The sequence below is a fragment of the Nesterenkonia muleiensis genome (assembly GCF_003600155.1).
Taxonomy (GTDB): Bacteria; Actinomycetota; Actinomycetes; order Actinomycetales; family Micrococcaceae; genus Nesterenkonia; species Nesterenkonia muleiensis.
In genome coordinates, this window is the sequence record NZ_QWLD01000034.1 from 16,435 (window position 1) to 31,671 (window position 15,237).

A 15,237-nucleotide genomic window follows, 5' to 3' on the forward strand; every position below is an offset into this window, starting at 1 on the left:
TCTTCACCTCTTCAGTAGTGACGGGATTCTCAGTAGTGCTTCCAGCGGGCCGCGCGACGCGACCGCCCGCCAGGCAGTGCTCAACGTGATGAGCCCGGCGATAATGATCAGGCTGATGGTCATCGATTGGTGAGGCTCTGCCGATTCAGGGCGGACAAGGACTGCAATCGCTATCAGGTGCAGGCTGTAGCAGGTAAGCGCCAGCTGTCCGGTAGCCGTCAAGCACCTGGCCGCGGCACCGAGTTTTGGTGTGATCACCAGCATCAGGCCGATGATCAGTGTTGAGCTCCCGACTGCTGAGATCAGCCACAGTGGCATCTCTGAATGCCCGGATGACAGCACCAGGTGACTAAACCCCAGGGCAGCATCAGGCTCGCTGAACGCCCACACCAGCCCGCGAGAGAAGAGAACTCCGGTACCGGCGGCGATCGCTCCGAACGCCATGAACCTGAACTGGATGCCAGCGCAGGACAGATCCAGCCGGCCCAGCCACATGCCAAAGAGAAACGGAGCCGCCCACACAATCATCGGATACGGGCCAGTCAGTGTCACTGAGGCCAGGATCTCCACCGGGTTCTGCCCGAAGGCTGCCGGCCCGGTGGGCAGCTCTGTACAGGTACTGACCAGAATGTAGACCACCGGGCCGGCCAGCAGGATAACCACCGCACTGCTGAGCAGCCACATGCTCGACCACCGGAGTGTGGTCAGCGCCATCAGGAACAGGGCGGCATACAGGGCGAGGATCACATTGACCCCCACCGGCAGCAGCTGCAGCCCCAAGCCCAGTACCAGCAGAATTCCCGCTCGCCACAGGACGGTGGACCACAGCGAGCCGCCTCTGGCGGTGACGCTGCGTACGAGCAGACTCACCCCGATACCAGCCAAGACGATGAACAGGATGGCGGCCCGCCCATGGGTCAAACGCACCAGCATGCCTTCGACACCCTGGTAGCCAGCGGCGGCACCGACATTGACGATGACCATTCCGAAGATCGCCAAAGCACGTGCAGCATCCAATCCCGTCAGACGCGATGCCGGTGGGGCCTGTGACTCAGACGCGAGCTTGGGGGGTGCTTTCATCAGCCGCCTGCGCCTGCGCCTGCGCCTGCGCCTGCGCCTGAGCCGCTGTAACGATTGGCGCGCCGGTCGTCGAAGGGGGAGTCTTGGGCTTCGAGGAAGTCTCCGGTGCGGTAGCTCCCGGCAGCAGAGTTCATGTACTGATTCCACATTGGTGCTGCCAGGGTGGAACCAAAGAGCCTCTCGTAGTACTGGCCGTTGATGGTGTTGCCGCGCAGTGGGCGGATCCCGTCGGTGCGTCCGATCTGGGCCGCGGTGGTCATGCCTTCTGTCGAGCCGACGAACCACGTGTTCGAGCCGGTGTTGGAGGTCCCGGTCTTGCCCGTCATCGGGAACGCGGGGTTCCCGGCGGCAATGCTCTGCTCGGCGATGTTGATCAGTGTGTCGTTGACTTGGGCGGCGATGTCGGGGTCTATGACTTCTTCGCAGGTGGTCTCAGGTACTGGGTAGTCGTTGCCCTGACCGTCCGTGATCCCGACCAGTGCGCGTTCTTCACAGCGCACGCCGTCGTTGGCGAAGGTGGCATAGGCGGTAGCCAGGGTCATCGGGGAAAGCTCGATAGCGCCGAGCACGAATGCCGGAGTGTTCGGCGTCAGCAGCTCCCCATTACCGGCTGAGCGAATGTCCAATCGTTCCGTCAGGTCAGTGATGGCGCAGAGATCCATCTGGTGGGCGGTGGCCACGGTGGCGGTGTTGACCGAATAGAACAGACCGTAATCGAGGGTCATCTCCTGTTCCATGCCATTGACGACGTTGACGATCTCCCAGCTGTTGGAGTCATCCTCTGTCCCGTCTGCCAATAGCTGTACTTCACCACCGGGCATACAGCTGGCTTCCCAGGGCTGGCCGTAGTCGTATTCGGTGATGCTGGCATCGATGACATCGTCCATCGCTCCGCCTTCTTCCAGCCAGGCCGCGGCGACAAAAGGCTTCAAGGTGGACCCTACGGGGAATCCGCCGGAGTCTCCGTAGGCGAAGTCGACGTTGAAGTTCATGGTGGTCCGGCCCGCGGCCTCATCGCCCTCGGGGTGGTACACGGTGGATTGGGCCATCGTCAGAATATTGCCGGTGGTGGGCTCAACCGAGGTGAGCGTGGCCACTGCGCCGGAGCTGTCACCGGGGGGCACGGTGTTGTCGACGTGGCGCTGTGCCTCATCCTGCGCCTGCGGATCCAGTGTGGTGGCGATCCTCAGCCCCCCGCGCAGCAGCAGGGTCTCGCGCTCCTCGCGGGTTTCTCCGAAGGCCTCATCGTCCAGGATCAGCCTCTGAACGTAGTCGCAGAAATAGGGGGCGAATGCCGCAGAGACGCAGCCGGATTCGGCGGGGTGAGGATCCAGGTCGAGGTCGGAGGCTGCTGCTTCTTCCCGTTGCTCTTCGCTGATGTAGCCATTGCGCACCATGGTCTCCAGCACCACATTGCGCCGGTTGGCGGCGGCCTCGGGATTGGCCTGAGGGTCGTAGTAGTTCGGTGCCTGCACCATCCCGGCAAGGGTCGCTGACTGGGCGATGTCCAGTTCGCTTGCCGGAATCCCCCAGTAGTGCTGAGCGGCAGCCTCAACCCCGTAGTTCTGCTGGCCCAGCAGAACTATGTTGAGATACCCCTCGAGGATCTCCTCTTTGGTCATCTGCGTTTCAAGGTCAGCTGCCAGCCGGGCCTCGTTGAACCGGTCGGCCACCGTGGTGGTTCCGCCCATCACCAGATTCTCGCGGCCCTCGAGGTAGTCGGCGTTGAGCAGGATCAGACTCACATACTGGTGAGTGATCGTCGACCCGCCCTCGGTGGGACCCGAGCCCATGTTGCTCACTGCCGCCCGCGCAAGAGCCCTGACATCGGTGCCGCTGTGTTCGTAGAACCTCTCGTCTTCGATGGAGACGATGGCATCCTGCATCTCTTGCGAGATCTCATCGAGGGAGACTGGTTCCCGGTTCTCTGCATAGAATCGGGCGATTTCGGTGCCGTCTGCGGCCTCGATCACCGAAGGCGTGCTCAACGGAGCCTCCCGCAACTGGACAGGATGCTCATCGAGGACATCATCACCCAGCGATGCCGCCGCACCCCCGGTGGCAGCCAGTGGGAACAGCAGGCCGGCAGCCAAAGCACCGCACACGGCGCTGATCCCCAGAAAACTGAGGACCTTGCCCACTGTCGAGGCGGTATCAAGACCAGGCTTGCGTGGCATCAGAATGGGCTCCTGTGTTCGAGATTCACCAGGCACTGGGTGCGTTAGGTCCAGAATTGACTCTGTTCACTCTAGGAACCGGGCGCGCTGAGGACATCACCCTGGAAGCGACACTTTGAATCGCCTCCAGGCGACAGATTCGTCGCCTTGGAGCGACTGATGAAGACCCGCTCGCCGGTTGTAAGCTTGGGCTATGCCACCGAAGGGGAAGCGCCGCGCTGCTATGGGTGTCCTCGACACCCTGCGTGAATACCCTCGTCTGGTGGACAGTGCATTGGCAGTTGGCCTGATCGCGATACTGGTGTGGATCAGTCAAGTCGAGCAAGAGGCTGACCGTCCTGTCAGTGCACTGGCCTATCTCTTGATCGTTCTGCTGGGCGTGCTGCTTCTGTTCAGACGGGAACACGCCCCGCTGGTGCTCTTTCTCACCGTGGGTGTGCTCATCCTGTATTACGGAATGGGCCACCCGAGTGTCGGAGTGGACCACCCCAACATCGGGATCGCCCTCCCATTGGCTCCGGCACTGTACTCGGCTGCGGAGTTTCGAGGCTCCAGGTGGCCGGTATGGGCAGCTTCCTCTCTGATCGTTCTGCTGGTGGCCACCAAACTGGCATCGTTGCCGGCCGATGACGTGGTAGCCCAACTGATCTACAAACTTGGACCCGACGTGGCACTGATGACCGCTGTGATCGCACTCGGCGATAGCGTCAGGGCGCGGCGGGTGATACGCGCCAGAGCCGAGCGCATCCTCCAAGCGACAGCAGAGCAGGAAAGAGCACAGGCCAAGGCAGTAGCCGCTGAGGAACGCACCCGGATCGCCCAGGAGCTTCACGACGCGCTCGGGCACCAGACCACGTTGATCGCCACCCATTCCGATGTGGCCAAAGAGGCACTCCGCCAGAATCCAGAGACGGCAGAAGCCTCACTCACCATCATCGGGGAGACCAGCCGCCGGATGATGGGGGACCTGCGCGAAACTGTGCGCACCCTGCGCGACCGCCACGAGAAACCGGCCAGACTCACGCTCCAAGACGTGCAGAATACGCTCTTCGACGATGCAGTGATCAACGTCATTGCCGACATCATGGTCCCGCCCGATGTGCCCGAACCAGTCAATGCCGCTGCCTACCGCATCGTCCAGGAAGCGCTGAACAACGTGGTCAAGCACTCTGGAGCCACGGAGGCCCGTGTTGAGATCAGGCCCCGGTGGGAGGGGGAGGAACGGGACCTGGAGATCATCGTGCGGGACAGCGGGCCCCGGCACAGCGCAGTGACTCCACGGGACAGCGGTTTCGGCCTGGTCGGCATGGCCGAGCGATGCCATTGGCTGGGAGGGACTTTGGAGGCCGGCCCGTGGGGTGCGGGATTCCGCATAAGAGCTCTGCTGCCCCTGGCACAGGTGAGAGTCGAGGCCACATGATCACGGTGCTCATCGTGGATGACCAGGACCTGCTGCGGGCAGGACTTCGCGCACTGCTGGACAGCGACCCGGATATTCAGGTGGTCGGTGAAGCCAGCAACGGGCAAGAAGCCATCAGCCAGGCGAAGAGACTGAGCCCGGATGTGGTCCTGATGGACATCCGGATGCCGGTGATGGACGGTATCGAAGCAACCCTCAGGCTCCGCGATGACAAACAGGACACCGGTGCGGTGCTGATTCTGACGACATTCGATGATGACACAGAGGTTCTCAGCGCTATCCGGGCCGGAGCTTGCGGGTACCTTCTGAAAGACACTCACCCGGCGGAGCTGCGCCGTGCGGTTCGCGCCGCAGCGGAGGGGGTGAGCCTGCTCTCGCCACAGATCACGCGCAAGCTGATGGATCACGTCGTCAGCGGCGCTCCCGCAGAGTCGGACCTGGATATCACTGTCCTGACAGAGCGTGAGGTGGAAGTGATGAGAGGCGTGGCCGAAGGCAAGAGCAACGCAGAGATCGCGGTTGAGCTTTACCTCAGTCCCGCGACCGCACGCACCTACGTCAGCCGAATCCTCACAAAACTCGACATCAGAGACCGGACCGAACTGGCTCTGATGGCTCACCGCGCAGGGCTGGGCAGGGCCTAACTTCGTTACTTCTGATTGAACCGCAGAACTGCCTGGTGGTGTTCTTTACGACGATGGTGATGAGGGTGCCGACCAGCTTGACGGTGTCTCTGGAGACCAGGTGCTTGGGGCGCTCCAGCTCTGCGGTGAGGCCGGATTCACCGTCTGTGGCGCAGGCGTCTGCCCGGTGGTCTGCTGCGGACTGGGGCTGGGGCTGGGGCTGGACGTGGTGGGCTCTTGCTGAGACGGCGAGGGCGCCGTCGGCGGGCTTGTTGCCGAGGTGGGAGCGGCTGTGCTGGTGGGTGAGGTGGGCGGGGCAGTGGACTGCGTCGGCTCTGGAGCGGCGGTGACCTCAACTGCGGGGCCGAAGTCCTTGTCCGTGTTCTGGCCCATGGCGGAGACCACTGCAGTGCCGCCGCCCAGTGCAACGATGCTCAGCGCTCCGGTGATGACCCAGGTGGTCTGTCGATCCATCGTCTCGGGTGCTCCTAGGGTTTGGTCGTCGTCGGCAATTGTACGTCTCCACTGTCATCGATCAGTGTGAGAAGAGGAGGAGACCGCAGTGAGAGCTTTCTCATCTTTCAGCCATGGGGCTGGCAAATGGTTGAATAGTCTCCATGCCTGAGACGCGACCTTCCCGCCCGCCCCGCCCGGCCTCAGTGTGGGTGGTCTACGTGATCATGTTCTTCCAAGGGGCTGCCATCATCCTGGGCAGCCTGGCCGCAGTGATCGGTGCGGAGGCCCAGGTGCTTGACGCCGCCGGGACGCTCGCGCTGACGGTGCTCTACGTACTCTCCGGAGTGGTGCTGGTGCTCTTGGGCTTCCGCGTCTTTCTCGGCTCTCCTTCAGCGCGGACGCCGGCCATGGTGCTTGAGCTGTTGATGGTGGTGCTTTCCTTCAGCTTCTTCGCGGGGGGAGCGCTCCTCATGGGACTGATCTTCCTGGTCCCGGCGGGCACGGCGCTGGTGCTGCTGTTCGTCCGGTCGACAGTTCAGTGGCTTGAGGTTCACAGCACCTGACGGAGCTCGGCAGCGACATCAGCGTACTGCGGCCGGACCGCATAGACCAGCCCCAGCCTCATCAGCGCGGCGCGCTCGTAGACGGCCACCGTGCTCCGGGGCACGGCACACTGCTCGGCGGCCTCGTCCACGCAGAACCGGACCGTTTCGGCCTGACGCGCGCTCCACACGCCCTGCAACGTGCGCAGCAGCGCGTGGGCACGGAGGTTTCCCAGGTCCAACGCCGGATCGGCCAGGCATGCAGTGTCCACATCCAACAGACCCGGTCCCCGTCGCCGAGACCACAGCAGCTGCTTGTCGTGCAGGTCCCGGTGCGCCGGGACCAGCCGGTCCTCGTTCAGCCGGTTCAGCTGCGCGCTGATGTCTGCCACCCTGCGTTCGGTCTGCGCAGCATCTGGCAGGTAGCCGACGGTCAGGTGGAACCAGTGCCGCAGGACACCGCTCTCCGATTCCGCCCTGTGCACCAGCGCCCCGGTGCGTGCGGTAACTTGCGGGGCACTCTGCAGACTGCCGGTGACTGTCTGGGCCCAGGCCCGGCACACCTCGTTCCATGCCTGAACCCATTGGTCCTGGCCCAGTGCCCCGGGGTTATGGAGGGAGACGCCCTCCAAGGCGGCGAAGGTCACGGTGGAGTCGCTGTGGTCCAGAACATCCGGAGTGCGGAAAGGGCCGGTGAAAGGCTCCGCGCGGCGGATCCCGTCCAGCACCCCGGCTGCTTTGCCGCGCCTGACGACTTTGACGAACTCGACGGTGACAGTCTCAGTGCTGTGCGCCGTCTCCCGGCGCACCACCGCACGTTTGCCGGGGCGGTGGGAGACGATCTCTGATGCCTGGTGCCCTTTCCCTGGGGAGAGCAGGTCCTTCAGGTCGCGGAGCTTGGGGTCTTCCCCCGCGTTCAACAGTCGCGGACCGTTCCGGCCCCACCAACCGGCGCGGAGACCACGCCCGTCGGTGAGCTCCACGGCCAGTTCGCCTGAGGCGTCCTTGTCCGCCGGCACCGGCCAGGCCCGCCGGACCGTGAGAGTCTCCCCGGAGACCTCCACGCGGTGCGGCGGGATGAGCTGGTCCGGGCGGGAGGTGTGCTGGAGCATCGTTGCTGCGTTCATCGGTCAAGAGCCTCCTCAGCCAGGTTCAGAGCGTTGACAGTGTGCACCGGCCAGTCCGGCTCGCGGTGACGGAAGAAATCGGTGGCCCGGGCCAAATGCGCGTAAGCCTCCCAGGCGTTGAGATCGGCAGGCTCGAGCCTGGCACAGCTGGAGTAGCCCGCCAGGAACGCATCGATCAGCTCACTGTGCCCGGCATGCCGGCAGCTGGCAACCCAGGAGCCGATGTCACGCATCGGGTGGCCAGGGCCTGCTCGGTCCAGATCGATGATGCGGACCTTGTGGCTGCCCTCGGCTGCCAAGAGCACCTGGTCGGGGGAGAGGTCACCGTGAACCTCGGCGGTCGCGGAGTCCAGGGCGGCTCTGAGGTCTGTAAGGCAGCGCAAAGCGAGCTGCTCGGCGCGGCCAGAGAGCCACGGTGCCACCAGGTGCAGCGCGGCGGAGGCCTGCAGAGGGTCCGCCTCTGGGGGCCCCTGCCCCTGGCTGCTGTCACTGCGTGAGGAGGCGTGCAGCCGTCCGATGACCTCCCCGGCGGTCTCTGATGCAGGCTCGTACGGAGTGCGGGCCAGATCTCCGAATCCCCACAGCGGCGCTATTGTTGCTGAGCGCCGGTCCCCCAGAGGAAGCAGATTGGTGACAGGGAGACCGAGTTCGCGCCAGCGGCGGGCGGCGCTGAGCAGGTGGTCAGCCCCTCCGGCCAGGATTCGCACCACTTTGGGGCTCTTGCCGGCGTCGACGATGGCCACTAGGCGTCTGCGCGGGTTGTAGCGCAGAATCTGCCAGCTGACCTGCCGCTCCTCCTGCTTCTCCAGAGCCCGCTGGGCCTCAGCGAGCTCCTTGGCCAGCGCCGGATCCGACCAGGCGCTGCCGGTGCAGAGGAAGAGGCCAGCGCGCTGCTGGTGGACGCTCAGCGGATCGCCGGTCTCAGCGGCCCGCTGCTGGGCTTTGCTGAACTTATCGGGATCGGTGGTGAGCATGGTCCAGCCATGGGTGCCGTCGAGTTCGGTGTGGGCCACCACCACAGAGTGCTCGGGCTTCAGCCGGGCATGGGTAATGGTGACATGGCGTTCCAGCAAGGCTGAAAGCCTGCTGGAGTCGATGACCTCCTCCGCCCGGTCCAGCCGGGCGCCCTCAGCGACCAGGGCATCGGCCTCCGCCACGCTGGGAACGTAGGTATCAGTGCGGGGGTTCATGCAGTCACCTTGCTCTCACGATGGTCGGGGATCAGGGACTCATGGGCATCTGGCAGTGTCTGAGCTGGGTCGGTGGACTCGCCGTCGTTCTCCCCTGTGGCAGATTCCATGGTGCGGCGCTGGCTGCTGGCCCACCGGGCGAGCTTGGAGTCGGGGTCCTTGAGCAGATCCTGGGGGGCGCCGTCTTCAGCGACATGTCCGTCCTGAAGCCACAGCACCCGGTCCAGTCCCTGAATCATCGACAGGTCATGGGTGATGGCCACCGTGGTGCGGCCACGGGTCAGCTCTCGGATGGAGTCCTCGACAATGGCGCGCGAGGCGGGGTCCAGGCCCGAGGTGGGCTCGTCCAGCAGCACGATCGGTGCGTTGCGGACCAGTGCACGGGCGATGGCGATCCGCTGCCGTTGACCGCCGGAGAGCGTATCACCGCGATTGCCGAGCACGGTCTCGTAGCCCGCGGGCAGCTTTATGATGAACTCATGGGCGCCGGCGCGGCGGGCGGCCTGCAGGATCTCCTCGTCTGTGGCGTCCTGCCGCCCGTAGCGGATGTTCTCGGCGACAGTGGTGGAGAACAGCACCGACTCCTGCAGCAGCATGGCGATATTGCTGCGCAGCTCTGCTTTGGCCACATTGCGGGTGGAGTACCCGTCCACCAGCACGGTCCCGGAGTCGGGGTCGGCCAGCCGCAGAAGATAACCGGCTAGTGTCGACTTGCCCGCGCCGGAGGGTCCGAGCAGCCCCACCCGCTGACCGGCGGGAATCTCCAGGCTGAGGTCCTGGAACAGCGGCACCCCCCTGCCGTCGGCGGCGCTGACCCGCCAGAAGCAGAGCTCGCCGCTGACCTGGTGCATGGGCAGGGGATCGGCGGGATCCCTGACCTCCACCGGTTCGTCCAGCAGATCGGCGATGCGTTCCCCGGAGGCGGTCGCCCGGGCAATCCGCCCGGTGTACTTGGCCATATCGCGCAGCGGCTTCATGGCGATCTTCAGGTACATCAGGAACAGCACCATATCGCCGGGGGTCATGATCCCGGCGAGCACCTGCCAGCCGCCGAAGCCCAGCACTACCGCAGTGGCGATCCCGACGAACAAATCGGTGGAGCGCTCCAGCCGGGCGGCCAGCCGGCGGGCCTTGATCCCGGCTTTGAGTGCTTTCTTGTTCCCGGCGGCGAATCCTGAGGCCACCGTGTCCTCCAGCCCGTAGGCTTGCACCACACGGATGGCCGCCATTGCTTCCGCGGCGTCGCCCACCAGCTGTCCCTCGCCCTTGCGGGTCGAGCGGGCGGCGGAGGTGATCTTCGGGGAGAGCACCCGGGACGCCAGCAGATAACCGCCGGCGGTGACGAACACCACCACCGCCAGCACCGGGTTGAGCACGATGACCACCACGAAAAGCGTGACCAGGGTCAGCAGGTTGCCCATCATGGGCAGGCCCGCGGTGACGGCCACCTCCTGCAGCCGGCCCATATCGCCGACCAGCCGCTGGGAGGTGTCGCCGATGCTGGCGTTGGAGTGGTACCGCAGGGACAGCGACTGGATATGCTCGAACACCTTGGTGCGCAGCCTGGCGGCCACCTTCACTCCGGTTTTGGCGAACGCAATGGTGGAGGCGTAGTTGCAGAGAGCTCTGCCGGCCACGATTCCAGCCAGCGCCACCGACCAGAAGACGATCACACCGGCCACATTGTCCGAACCGTCCGCGCTGCTGGCCAGTTCTGCCCCGAGGGCGTCGGAGACCGCGTCCACGGTGTGCTTGACCGGCCAGGGCTCCAGGATCCGGAAAAGCACATCGCCCATCAGGGCCAAAAAACCCAGGCCCACCAGCAGTTTGTGGCGCTTGACGAACGGCCACACCATGCCGAGTGTGCGCAGCAGCGCCTGGCGGTTCAGCGAGGTGGATGCTTTGCCCATCAGCTCATCACCTGCTGAACGAGGCGGCCGGAGGATCTGGAGAACGACGCCGGTTCTCGTCTCTGGCGAGCCGGCCGGATGAGCCTGGGCGCGCCGTCGAGCGCCTCCAGGACATCGGCGGCCCGGGAGACCCAGCGGTGCCGGGCGACAGCCTCGGCGCGTGCCGCGGCCCCCATCTGCTGCCGCTGCTGTGGGTTCTCGGCGAGCAGGAGCAAGGCCGCGGCAAGGGCGCCCGGATCGGATCCTGGCACCAGCAGCCCAGTTCTCCAGTGCTCGACCACCTCCGGAATCTCGCCGATCTCGGAGGCCACCACCGGCAGCCCGGCGGCGAGGTACTCGTAGACCTTCAAGGGGGAGAAGTAGTGTTCGCCGCTGCTCTGGGACAGCGGGTACGGGGCCACGCCCACATCCCATCCCGCCAGTGCAGCCGGCACTTGACCCGGAGCCGCTGCACCACGGAAGTGCACCTGGCCGCCGATGCCCAGCCGGAGGGCAAGGGCTTGCAGTTCTGTACGCTGCGGCCCGTCTCCTACGATCTCGAGGACGGCATCAGCGGATGCGATGGTCGCAGTGAGCTGAGCGAACGCCTCAAGCAGGAACTCGGTGCCGTGCCAGGGCTTGAGGGTGCCCAGGAAGCCTACAGTGAGGGGGCGGTTCTCCGCGCTGCGGCTCTCGGGGACGATGAATCGTTCGGTGTTGACACCGTTAGGGGTGACCAGCACTGTGGGGACGCCGCCTGCGCGGTACGGCGCTTCAGGCGTGAAGGCCGAGGCCTCTGCACCCGGCCCGGCGCTGAGGCGGCGAACCCACTCGGCCACCGGTGTTGAGACGCAGCTGATGACATCCGCCGCGGCGAAGGTCTGCAGTGTGGCCTCCACTGCGGTTTCGGCGTCGTGCAGTCTGCGGTGTGCCGACTGCTCTTCCAGCAGGGGAGCGTTGACCTCGACTACCAGCCGCGGAGCGGCGATGCCGAGGCCCCTCGTGTGGGGGCGTTGTGGTGCTGTGCGTAGGCGGTCCTTCAGCTCAGCGCCTGACGTGGAGAAGAGCGAGTAGCGCTCGTAGATCAGCTCGAATGCGCCGTCAGCGGCCAGCTGCGCCATCCGTTTGGCTGTGCGGAGGGTGGCCTGCTCACGGGCTGCCGCGCCCTTGACCCCGGCGACGGGGACAACGTACACCGGAAGGTCTTTCAGGTCCGAGGGCACATGTTCAGTGGCGTTGTCGTGGTGCCTATCGCCTCGTTTGGTGGCGAAAACGGTCACCTCATGGCCCAGGGCGCGGAAGGCGCGGATCATCTCCTGGGCATGGACGCTGGCGCCCTTGGTGCCGAAGACGCCGATTCCGGGGTCGGCCAGAATATAGGCGATTCTCATCGGAGCACCTCCGTTCGGCTGCGGGCCAGTTCGGCAGTCTTGTGACCAGTAGGCTCAGCATGCTCCGGGTCGGCTGTGCGGTCCGAATCAGCTCTCAGTGCTGTATGGGCGGCGGCTGCTTGCGGTTCAGGCACGCTGGTGGGCGCGAACTGGCCGAAGGACGGCCGGTGTGTCCCACGCCGCCGGAGTTGGCGCTGCGCTGCGAGTGTTTCGCCCACCGGCGGAACCAGTGACTTCAGCTGGGCAGCTTGGCGTGCGGAGTCGAACTGCTGCTCGATGAGCGTGCGGGCGGCGTCGGTCACCGGGGGACTGGTCTGGGCGCCGATGGCCTCGGCCAGGGCCTGGGCCAGCGCCTCGACGTCACCGGAGGGCACCAGCCATCCGGTTTCGCCGGGGCGGACGACCTCACTCACTGCGGTGACGTCAGCGGCCACGCATCGGATACCGCAGGCCATCGCTTCAAGAAGCACGGTGGGAAGTCCGTCGGCGTTTCCATCGGAGCCGACCACGAACGGTGCGGCAAAGACATCGTGACTGCCCATCAGCTCAGTGACCTCAGCCTGCGTGCGTGGGCCCAGCAGATGCACATCGTCGTGCAGGTCCAGGGCACTGATCTGGGCTTCCAGCTCGGTGGCCAGCGGGCCGTCGCCGGCAATATTGGCCTGGACCAGGATGCCGCGTTCCTGCAGCAGGGCCACGGCGGCGACCAGCACGCCGAATCCTTTCTTCTCCACCAGCCGGCCCACTGCCAGGATGCGCGGCACCGCGCGCGTGAAACGGTGTGGCTGGAAAGGGAACCGGTCAAGGTTCAGTCCGTTGCGCACTAGGTGCAGGTTCGCCGTGGAGTCCGGGAAGCGGCGCTGCAGATCACGCAGGTTGTACTCCGAGATGGTCACGGCGTGGTGGGCCTGGGCGAACTTCCGCTCCAGCTCGTGCTGGTCCACGTCCTGATGGAAGATGTCCTTGGCGTGGGCGGTGAACGAATAGGGCAGACCTGCGATGGCGCCGGCGAACCGGGCCACCGTGGTGGCCACCGAGGCGAAGTGGGCGTGGAGGTGGGTCACCCCGTGCTGCCGGGCGGCCTGGGCGAGCAGGACCGCCTGGAAAGCGTCGTCGGCCTCAGCTTCCAGCAGTTCGGGGATCGTCTGCTGAATCCCGCCCCTGAGGTCTTCGGCCTCAGCGACCTCGGCCATCCGCTGCCACAGCTTGGAGGCGTTGGAGGTTCGCGGGATCTGGACAACCGGTGCTTTGACCTTGGCCAGCTCGGCGTGGAAGTGGGTGTCGGTGGGGGTGCGCAGGCTGAAGATGACGATGCGTTCGCCGGCGGCTTCGCGGGCCAGGATCTCGGAGACGATGAACGTCTCGGAGAACCGGGGGTACATTTTCAGGACGTATCCGATAACGGGTGCGGGGGACATGGGTGATCGACCTCTTCAATCTCAGCGGGTAGCGTCAACGGCTGGGGTAACAGGGAAGGTCCGGTTCGGGGCTGTTCGGATGTGGGTATGGGTAGTTCTGCGGGCGGTGATCTCCGCGGCAGCGATATCGCCCAGCCTGGTCAGTCCGTCCAGGTCGAGACTGTCGCGGATGCTGCGCCGGCTGACAGCACTGGCCAGCCATGTGCTCAGTCTTTCCGGGCTGAGCTGCCCCGGGCTCAGGGCGTCTACTGCTCCGGCGGCTCTCAGCGCGCTGGCCCGGATCTGCTGCTCCTGCCGGCGTGAGTTGCGGGGTATCACCAGAGCGGGCGTCGTCGTGGCCATGATTTCGGTCAGAGAGTTGTATCCGCCCATGGAGATCACCGCCGCAGCATCGCGTACCAGCTTGGGCACGTGGGGGGCGTAGCGGGTGACTCTGACATGTCCCGGGACAGCGCCGGATTCCCGTACCGCGTCCAGGATGCGATCGTGGTCGGCTGCCGGCATCTGAGGGCCGGTGAGAATGATGTGCCGGTGGCCCTCCGGGATGGCTGCCCGCGCAGCTGCGAGGCCGATGGTGCCTCCATCGGACCCGCCGCCGACCATGGTGAGCACATAAGGCTGTTGGGCTCCGACCGAGGAGGCGGTCAGCGGGTCATCGGGCCGGCCGTGTGAGAGGAACCCGGTGAAGGTGGTGATCGCGGCAAGTTCGGCAGGGATCTCACCGGTGGCCAGCGGATCATAGACATTCTGGTCCCCGTAGATCCACATCGCGGAATAGTAGCGGGCCACACCGGCCGCGCCCCCGATCCGCTCCCATTCGGCGCGCGCCACTTCTGCGGTGTCGAGGACATCGCGCATACCCAGCACACAGTGGGTGCCTGTTCCTTGCAGGATCTCCAGGGCGGGCAGCAGCTCGTTGTCAACGCCGAAAGGATGCCGGTCGACGATGAGCAGGTCGGGATTCACAGCCTCCAGCGCCGCGGCGGCAGTGGAGCTGCGCAGATGCCACAGTCGTTCGGTGCTCACGTCTAGACTGCGGGATTCGTAGCCGAAGGCAGTCCGGGTGAACCCGGGCAGCACCAGCCAGTCCCAGCCCTCGGGCAGTGCATCGGCAGTGGCCCCGGGGTGACCGGCCACCAGCAGACCGCGCACCCTTTCTCCGGTGATACGCGGCAAATCGGCGGCCAGTGCATAGGCGAGGGCGCGGTTGCGCCTGGCGTGGCCGAGTCCCACCGAATCGTGGGAGTACATGGCAACTGTGATGGTCATGGTGAACCAGCATGGCCACCCATTGTGAGACCACTGTGAGATTAAGATGAGAGATTCAGCGTGAATCTCTCATCTTTTGTGATCGTCAGGTGCGGGACCAACCCTCTGTGGTGAATCCCGAGCGGGGTTTCCCCGCCGGCGGGACTAGTTAACCGCGCCGGTCCACTTCTCACCGGGGCCTTTGCCCGGAGCATCGGGAATGATCGACTCTTCGCGAAATGCCAGCTGCAGGGAGCGCACGCCGTCGCGCAGCGGAGCCGCATGGGTGGAACCCACCTCCGGTGCAGCTGCTGTGACCAGTCCCGCCAGAGCGGTGATGAGCTTCCGGGCCTCGTCGAGGTCCTTTAATTCAGCGGCATCGGGCCCTTCTGCCAAGCCGGTCTTCACCGCGGCGGCACTCATCAGATGCACCGCCACGGTGTTGATCAGCTCCACCGCGGGCACCTCGGCGATGTCCCGGGCTTGGGAGCCTGCCGCGTCGGCCACGGCGTCGCTGTGGCTGGTGGGCTGGTTCGGGCTGTTCTGGTCACTAGTCATACTGCTAAGATTCTCATAGTCGTTTTCGGCCGCGCCACTACGTGCCCAAAAAAGTGGCCACACCATACATTCATCGAATCAGGAGCAAGACAGATCAGCGAACCACGCATCAACAACC

The 15,237-nt window shown here is 65.2% G+C and carries 13 protein-coding genes; 3 read left to right on the plus strand and 10 right to left on the minus strand.

Annotated elements, in window-relative coordinates; translation table 11 throughout:
* Positions 1-3: 3 nt before the first annotated feature.
* Together DVO78_RS08905 and DVO78_RS08910 are read right to left on the minus strand one after the other, a co-directional pair.
* A complete protein-coding gene (locus DVO78_RS08905) occupies positions 4-1,080 on the minus strand; it encodes a DUF418 domain-containing protein (RefSeq protein WP_120004463.1) in 1,077 nt (358 codons plus the stop codon).
* Complete coding sequence (locus tag DVO78_RS08910) at positions 1,080-3,257, minus strand: transglycosylase domain-containing protein (protein WP_120004464.1); 2,178 nt, start codon at positions 3,255-3,257, stop codon at positions 1,080-1,082. Before DVO78_RS08910 ends, DVO78_RS08905 begins: the two co-directional genes overlap by 1 nt.
* A 193-nt stretch (positions 3,258-3,450) precedes the next feature.
* Between DVO78_RS08910 and DVO78_RS08915 the strand changes: the two genes are divergently transcribed.
* Together DVO78_RS08915 and DVO78_RS08920 are read left to right on the plus strand one after the other, a co-directional pair.
* Positions 3,451-4,677 carry a sensor histidine kinase gene (locus DVO78_RS08915; protein ID WP_120004465.1) on the plus strand — a complete coding sequence of 409 codons (1,227 nt, stop codon included), beginning with the start codon at positions 3,451-3,453 and terminating at the stop codon, positions 4,675-4,677.
* Positions 4,674-5,321 carry a response regulator gene (locus DVO78_RS08920; RefSeq protein ID WP_120004466.1) on the plus strand — a complete coding sequence of 216 codons (648 nt, stop codon included), beginning with the start codon at positions 4,674-4,676 and terminating at the stop codon, positions 5,319-5,321. Before DVO78_RS08915 ends, DVO78_RS08920 begins: the two co-directional genes overlap by 4 nt.
* A gap of 45 nt (positions 5,322-5,366) precedes the next feature.
* Here the strand turns inward: DVO78_RS08920 and DVO78_RS17545 are convergent, their stop codons facing one another.
* Entirely contained in the window at positions 5,367-5,774 is a 408-nt protein-coding gene (locus DVO78_RS17545) for a hypothetical protein (protein ID WP_157983963.1), read from the minus strand.
* A gap of 143 nt (positions 5,775-5,917) precedes the next feature.
* On the opposite strand from DVO78_RS17545, the gene DVO78_RS08930 reads away from it, so the two are divergent.
* Positions 5,918-6,319 (plus strand): hypothetical protein, encoded by a 402-nt coding sequence (locus DVO78_RS08930; RefSeq protein WP_157983964.1) that lies wholly within the window; start codon positions 5,918-5,920, stop codon positions 6,317-6,319.
* On the opposite strand, the gene DVO78_RS08935 is transcribed toward DVO78_RS08930, so the two are convergent.
* The 7 genes from DVO78_RS08935 to DVO78_RS08965 all read right to left on the minus strand — a co-directional run bounded on the left by DVO78_RS08935 (position 6,307) and on the right by DVO78_RS08965 (position 15,119).
* Positions 6,307-7,425: a phosphotransferase family protein gene (locus DVO78_RS08935; protein WP_120004469.1), complete on the minus strand. Its 1,119-nt coding sequence runs from the start codon at positions 7,423-7,425 to the stop codon at positions 6,307-6,309. The genes DVO78_RS08930 and DVO78_RS08935 overlap by 13 nt on opposite strands.
* Positions 7,422-8,615: a phosphotransferase gene (locus tag DVO78_RS08940; protein WP_120004470.1), complete on the minus strand. Its 1,194-nt coding sequence runs from the start codon at positions 8,613-8,615 to the stop codon at positions 7,422-7,424. Before DVO78_RS08940 ends, DVO78_RS08935 begins: the two co-directional genes overlap by 4 nt.
* The gene (locus tag DVO78_RS08945) at positions 8,612-10,525 is read right to left on the minus strand and encodes an ABC transporter ATP-binding protein (protein ID WP_120004471.1); all 1,914 of its coding nucleotides are present in this window, start codon (positions 10,523-10,525) and stop codon (positions 8,612-8,614) included. Before DVO78_RS08945 ends, DVO78_RS08940 begins: the two co-directional genes overlap by 4 nt.
* The gene (locus DVO78_RS08950; protein WP_120004472.1) at positions 10,525-11,895 is read right to left on the minus strand and encodes a glycosyltransferase family 4 protein; all 1,371 of its coding nucleotides are present in this window, start codon (positions 11,893-11,895) and stop codon (positions 10,525-10,527) included. The genes DVO78_RS08945 and DVO78_RS08950 overlap by 1 nt, the downstream gene beginning before the upstream one ends.
* On the minus strand, positions 11,892-13,313 hold the full coding sequence (locus tag DVO78_RS08955; protein ID WP_120004473.1) for a glycosyltransferase: 1,422 nt from the start codon (positions 13,311-13,313) through the stop codon (positions 11,892-11,894). Before DVO78_RS08955 ends, DVO78_RS08950 begins: the two co-directional genes overlap by 4 nt.
* A gap of 21 nt (positions 13,314-13,334) precedes the next feature.
* Complete coding sequence (locus tag DVO78_RS08960; protein ID WP_120004474.1) at positions 13,335-14,582, minus strand: glycosyltransferase family protein; 1,248 nt, start codon at positions 14,580-14,582, stop codon at positions 13,335-13,337.
* A gap of 144 nt (positions 14,583-14,726) precedes the next feature.
* Positions 14,727-15,119 (minus strand): DUF1844 domain-containing protein, encoded by a 393-nt coding sequence (locus tag DVO78_RS08965; RefSeq protein WP_120004475.1) that lies wholly within the window; start codon positions 15,117-15,119, stop codon positions 14,727-14,729.
* Positions 15,120-15,237: the final 118 nt, after the last annotated feature.

Coding starts and splice junctions, on each gene's coding strand:
- DVO78_RS08905 (WP_120004463.1), bottom strand. CDS start 1,080: ATGAAAGCACCCCCCAAGCTCGCGTCTGAGTCACAGGCCCCACCGGCA.
- DVO78_RS08910 (WP_120004464.1), bottom strand. CDS start 3,257: ATGCCACGCAAGCCTGGTCTTGATACCGCCTCGACAGTGGGCAAGGTC.
- DVO78_RS08915 (WP_120004465.1), top strand. CDS start 3,451: ATGCCACCGAAGGGGAAGCGCCGCGCTGCTATGGGTGTCCTCGACACC.
- DVO78_RS08920 (WP_120004466.1), top strand. CDS start 4,674: ATGATCACGGTGCTCATCGTGGATGACCAGGACCTGCTGCGGGCAGGA.
- DVO78_RS17545 (WP_157983963.1), bottom strand. CDS start 5,774: ATGGATCGACAGACCACCTGGGTCATCACCGGAGCGCTGAGCATCGTT.
- DVO78_RS08930 (WP_157983964.1), top strand. CDS start 5,918: ATGCCTGAGACGCGACCTTCCCGCCCGCCCCGCCCGGCCTCAGTGTGG.
- DVO78_RS08935 (WP_120004469.1), bottom strand. CDS start 7,425: ATGAACGCAGCAACGATGCTCCAGCACACCTCCCGCCCGGACCAGCTC.
- DVO78_RS08940 (WP_120004470.1), bottom strand. CDS start 8,615: ATGAACCCCCGCACTGATACCTACGTTCCCAGCGTGGCGGAGGCCGAT.
- DVO78_RS08945 (WP_120004471.1), bottom strand. CDS start 10,525: ATGGGCAAAGCATCCACCTCGCTGAACCGCCAGGCGCTGCTGCGCACA.
- DVO78_RS08950 (WP_120004472.1), bottom strand. CDS start 11,895: ATGAGAATCGCCTATATTCTGGCCGACCCCGGAATCGGCGTCTTCGGC.
- DVO78_RS08955 (WP_120004473.1), bottom strand. CDS start 13,313: ATGTCCCCCGCACCCGTTATCGGATACGTCCTGAAAATGTACCCCCGG.
- DVO78_RS08960 (WP_120004474.1), bottom strand. CDS start 14,582: ATGACCATCACAGTTGCCATGTACTCCCACGATTCGGTGGGACTCGGC.
- DVO78_RS08965 (WP_120004475.1), bottom strand. CDS start 15,119: ATGACTAGTGACCAGAACAGCCCGAACCAGCCCACCAGCCACAGCGAC.